At 59.4% G+C, this 4,313-nt stretch carries 4 protein-coding genes; 3 read left to right on the top strand and 1 reads right to left on the bottom strand.

The window, feature by feature from the left end; all coding sequences use genetic code 11:
* Nucleotides 1–219 (bottom strand): transposase (locus P9272_RS35585; RefSeq protein WP_278164856.1); only part of this gene is annotated, 219 nt, incomplete at its 3' end.
* 513 nt (nucleotides 220–732) lie between these two features.
* On the opposite strand from P9272_RS35585, the gene P9272_RS35580 reads away from it, so the two are divergent.
* The 3 genes from P9272_RS35580 (at nucleotide 733) to P9272_RS35570 (ending at nucleotide 3,949) form a co-directional block, all read left to right on the top strand.
* Complete coding sequence (locus P9272_RS35580; protein WP_278164854.1) at nucleotides 733–1,071, top strand: co-chaperone GroES; 339 nt, start codon at nucleotides 733–735, stop codon at nucleotides 1,069–1,071.
* A 57-nt stretch (nucleotides 1,072–1,128) separates the two neighbouring features.
* On the top strand, nucleotides 1,129–2,763 hold the full coding sequence (groL, locus tag P9272_RS35575) for a chaperonin GroEL (protein WP_278164852.1): 1,635 nt from the start codon (nucleotides 1,129–1,131) through the stop codon (nucleotides 2,761–2,763).
* 451 nt (nucleotides 2,764–3,214) lie between these two features.
* A complete protein-coding gene (locus P9272_RS35570) occupies nucleotides 3,215–3,949 on the top strand; it encodes a Crp/Fnr family transcriptional regulator (RefSeq protein ID WP_278164858.1) in 735 nt (244 codons plus the stop codon).
* Nucleotides 3,950–4,313 lie beyond the last annotated feature (364 nt).

The raw sequence follows: 4,313 nt of genomic DNA, 5'->3' as shown, positions 1-4,313 counted from the left end.
CAGGTCGGCGACGATCTTCTTCAGCCGGTTGTTCTCGTCCTCGAGCTGGCGCATGCGCTTGACCTCCGACGGCGTCAAACCGCCATAGCGCTTCTTCCAGTTGTAGAACGTCGCGTCGGAGATGCCGGCCTTGCGACATACCTCCGCGACAGGCGTTCCTTCATCCGCCTGGCGCAAAATGAATGCGATCTGCGCCTCCGAGAACTTCGACTTCTTCATGGAACTCTCCTTCTCCCGTCATCGGGATCATAAGTGGAAAATTCCAGGTCAGAACGGTCCGAAAAACCGGAGGCACGTCACCACCGGAATGATGCCCGATGCTGCCAGTACATCCGTGGTCAGCGTCGATGTCATTCCAGGGGTTCGAACGGAACGAAATGTGCGCCGGACCGGCGCATGCACTCGTTTTCGAGAAAGTGGTGAATGGCGGGGCTCTGACACAAAGCCAACTCGACCAAATCAACGAATTTCACCCATGCGCCTCATTTGAGTTCCACACAAGGTCGCGACGCCTTTTATTATTTTTGCCTGAAATAACAGATGCGCGCCTACGAAATTCAAACCGGCAGAAAGTTTTCCACCAGTGCGGATGAAGTTCTGTGCGGCTCGAATTGTTCCACTGAAATTCTTGGCCCTTGGCGAGAAATAATTCTGGCACTCCTATCTATCGAGTGCCAACGCGCCTATACACAGGCAGCGGCCGCCCATGCCGGCCACAGAAAGAAGTTCCCCATGAAATTCCGGCCACTCCACGACCGCGTCGTCATTCGCCGCGCCGAAGGCGATACCAAATCCAAGGGCGGCGTCATCATTCCCGACAATGCCAGAGAGAAACCGCAGGAAGGCGAAGTGATCGCCGTCGGCCCGGGCGCACGCGACGAAAGCGGCGCCTTGATCGTGCCCGATTTGAAAGCCGGCGACTTCATCCTGTTCGGCAAATGGTCGGGCACCGAGGTCAAGATCGATGGCGAGGACCTTCTAATCATGAAGGAAGCCGACATCATGGGCATCATCGACAAGAGCGAGACCGGCATTGTCGACAAGACAGTGGCCGTCAAGAACGCTGCCTGACCGGGCAGGCTTCACGGCAATCGACGCACTCCAAATTTTCGAACGGGATCAACGATCATGTCTGCCAAGGAAATCAAATTCTCCACCGACGCGCGCGACCGCATGCTGCGCGGCGTCGAGCTCCTGAACAACGCCGTCAAGGTGACGCTCGGCCCCAAGGGCCGCAACGTCATCATCGACAAGGCTTATGGCGCGCCGCGCATCACCAAGGACGGTGTGACGGTGGCCAAGGAAATCGAGCTTACCGACAAGTTCGAGAACATGGGCGCCCAGATGGTGCGCGAAGTGGCCTCGAAGACCAACGACCTTGCCGGTGACGGCACGACCACCGCCACGGTGCTGGCCGCCTCGATCCTGCGCGAAGGCGCCAAGCTGGTCGCGGCCGGCATGAACCCGATGGACCTCAAGCGCGGCATCGACCAGGCGGTCACTGCCGTGGTTGAGGAAATCAAGGCGCGGGCCAAGAAGGTCAAGTCGTCGGCCGAGATCGCGCAGGTCGGCACCATCGCCGCCAATGGCGATGCCAGCGTCGGTGAGATGATCGCCAAGGCCATGGACAAGGTCGGCAATGACGGCGTCATCACTGTCGAGGAAGCCAAGACCGCCGAGACCGAGCTCGACGTCGTGGAGGGCATGCAGTTCGACCGCGGCTATCTCAGCCCGTATTTCGTCACCAATGCCGACAAGATGCGCGTCGAACTGGAAGAGCCCTATGTGCTTATCCACGAGAAGAAGCTCGGCAATCTGCAGGCGATGCTGCCGATCCTCGAAGCGGTGGTGCAGGGCGGTAGGCCGCTGCTGATCATCTCCGAGGACGTCGAAGGCGAGGCGCTGGCCACGCTGGTCGTCAACAAGCTGCGCGGCGGCCTCAAGGTCGCGGCCGTCAAGGCGCCGGGCTTCGGCGATCGTCGCAAGGCGATGCTGGAAGACATCGCCGTGCTCACCGCCGGCCAGATGATCTCGGAGGATCTCGGCATCAAGCTCGAAAACGTCACCATCGACATGCTCGGTCGCGCCAAGCGCGTGCTGATCGACAAGGAAACCACCACGATCATCGACGGCGCCGGCACCAAGGCCACCATCCAGGCGCGCGTCGCCCAGATCAGGGGCCAGATCGAGGAAACCACCTCCGACTACGACAAGGAAAAGCTGCAGGAGCGGCTGGCCAAGCTCTCCGGCGGCGTTGCGGTGATCCGCGTCGGCGGTGCCACGGAGTCGGAAGTCAAGGAAAAGAAGGACCGTATCGACGATGCGCTGAACGCCACGCGCGCGGCTGTCCAGGAAGGCATCGTGCCCGGCGGTGGCGTGGCGCTGCTGCGCGCCAGGTCGGCGCTCAAGGGCCTGACGAGCGCCAATGCCGATGTCACCGCGGGCATCTCGATCGTGCTCCGGGCGCTCGAAGCGCCGATGCGCCAGATCGCTGAGAATTCCGGCGTCGAAGGGTCGATCGTCGTCGGCAAGCTTGCCGACAGCAAGGACCACAATCAGGGCTTTGACGCCCAGAACGAAGTATATGTCGACATGATCAAGGCAGGCATCGTCGATCCGGCAAAGGTGGTGCGCACGGCACTGCAGGATGCCGGCTCGATCGCAGCGCTTTTGATCACCGCCGAAGCCATGATCACCGACATTCCTCCCAAGGATGCCGCACCTTCACCTAGCGGCGGCGGCATGGGCGGAATGGGATACTGAGACCTTGGCGCCAGGAGAAGGCCGTGCGTGAACCGACGTTGCTCCCGGTGTTCGGCAGGCTTGGGGTCGCCGGTCGCCATTGGGCGGCTCCAATTTTCGCCAGCGACGAATTTACGCTTGGAACCAATCGGGCAATGACGCGACTGGTACAGCGTTGTTGCCGACATATGCCGACACGATATCGGCAGTCAGCGCGACCAATAGGGTCTGTGAGGTCGCTGGTTCATTTGCCACGCAATGGCTCCTGGATTTAAGGGAACGGAATCTCTACCGAGTTTCAGCGAAAATGCCAGCTTGGCACGACGTGATTTGCGGCAGATGGCATCGCCTAATTGGCCACCAGACCGCCTCCTTAGGCTTGAGGTCTCGTCCTTCGACGGTTATCGGCCGGGATGGAACATTAGCGTTCCACGAAAGTTCTACGACTGAGGCAATCTGGTCAGGGAAATTGGTGCACTATTCACCGCATGTTTTTGTCCGCAAACTGCAGATCATTTCGGACATTACACCATCGGACGTCAAAATCCTGGAAAGCATTCCCGTGCAACAGAGGGCTTTCCATGCCAACCAAGATATAGTGCGCGAGGGAGATCGGCCCACGCAATCCTTCGCGGTTTTAGAGGGCATGGTGGGATCCACAAAAATCACTGGTGAAGGCAAACGGCAGATCACGTCGTTTTTTATCCCGGGAGACATTCCTGATCTGCACGGAATGCACTTGACTGTTTTGGATTGTGCCTTCACCTCACTCACGCCTGCCAGAGTGGGCTTCATGCGCCATGACGCGCTTCGAGCAATTTGCGACCAACACGCCTCGATAGCAAATATCCTTTGGCGTGCCACGCTTGTGGATGCGGCGGTATATAGAGAGTGGGTCACTAACCTTGGGCGGCGCGACGCCTATGCCCGAATGGCTCACATTCTGTGCGAATTCATTTTCCGCCTTCACTCAATGGGTCTCATTGCGGACCATGTGGCCAACCTTCCGATCACGCAGGGTGCGCTTGGGGACGCGTTGGGGTTATCAACCGTCCACGTGAACCGAGTGCTCCAGGAGCTTCGGCGCAACGAGTTGATATTCACCGAGGGCACGCGATTCCATGCAGTGGACTGGGCTGGGCTCGTTCGAGCCGGAGATTTTGAGCCCACCTATCTGCACCAAAGGGTCGGGACAGGATTGCAATAGGCAAGGTTGCCGCGATTGCGCGATTCTTCTTCGATAGTGGAGATCACAGCCCGTTCTGTCAGATGAGGTAGGTTTCGAATTTGACGGGATCGAAGGGGTTCGTCGAGAGGGTATCTCGGACCATTACCTAACCGTACCCGTCGGCTCGACCACGACGGCGCCTTCAGCGCACGGACCACCGCCGCCACCGTCCTGGCGTCGGCGCCACGGCCGACGCGCATGGCGACGCCGTCAATCTCCAGCTCGATCACGCCGGCTTCTTCACGGCCTTCCGCTTCGGTGTAGATTGACCTGCCACTGAGTTTTTCCTCCACCTGGAGTTAGAGTCCGGCCTCGATTGAAGGACGGACAGATGAAGCGGAAG

The sequence above is a fragment of the Mesorhizobium sp. WSM4976 genome (assembly GCF_029625685.1).
Lineage (GTDB): Bacteria > Pseudomonadota > Alphaproteobacteria > Rhizobiales > Rhizobiaceae > Mesorhizobium.
Note: the sequence above shows the minus strand (reverse complement) of the source record. Positions and strands in the feature narration are given on the sequence as shown.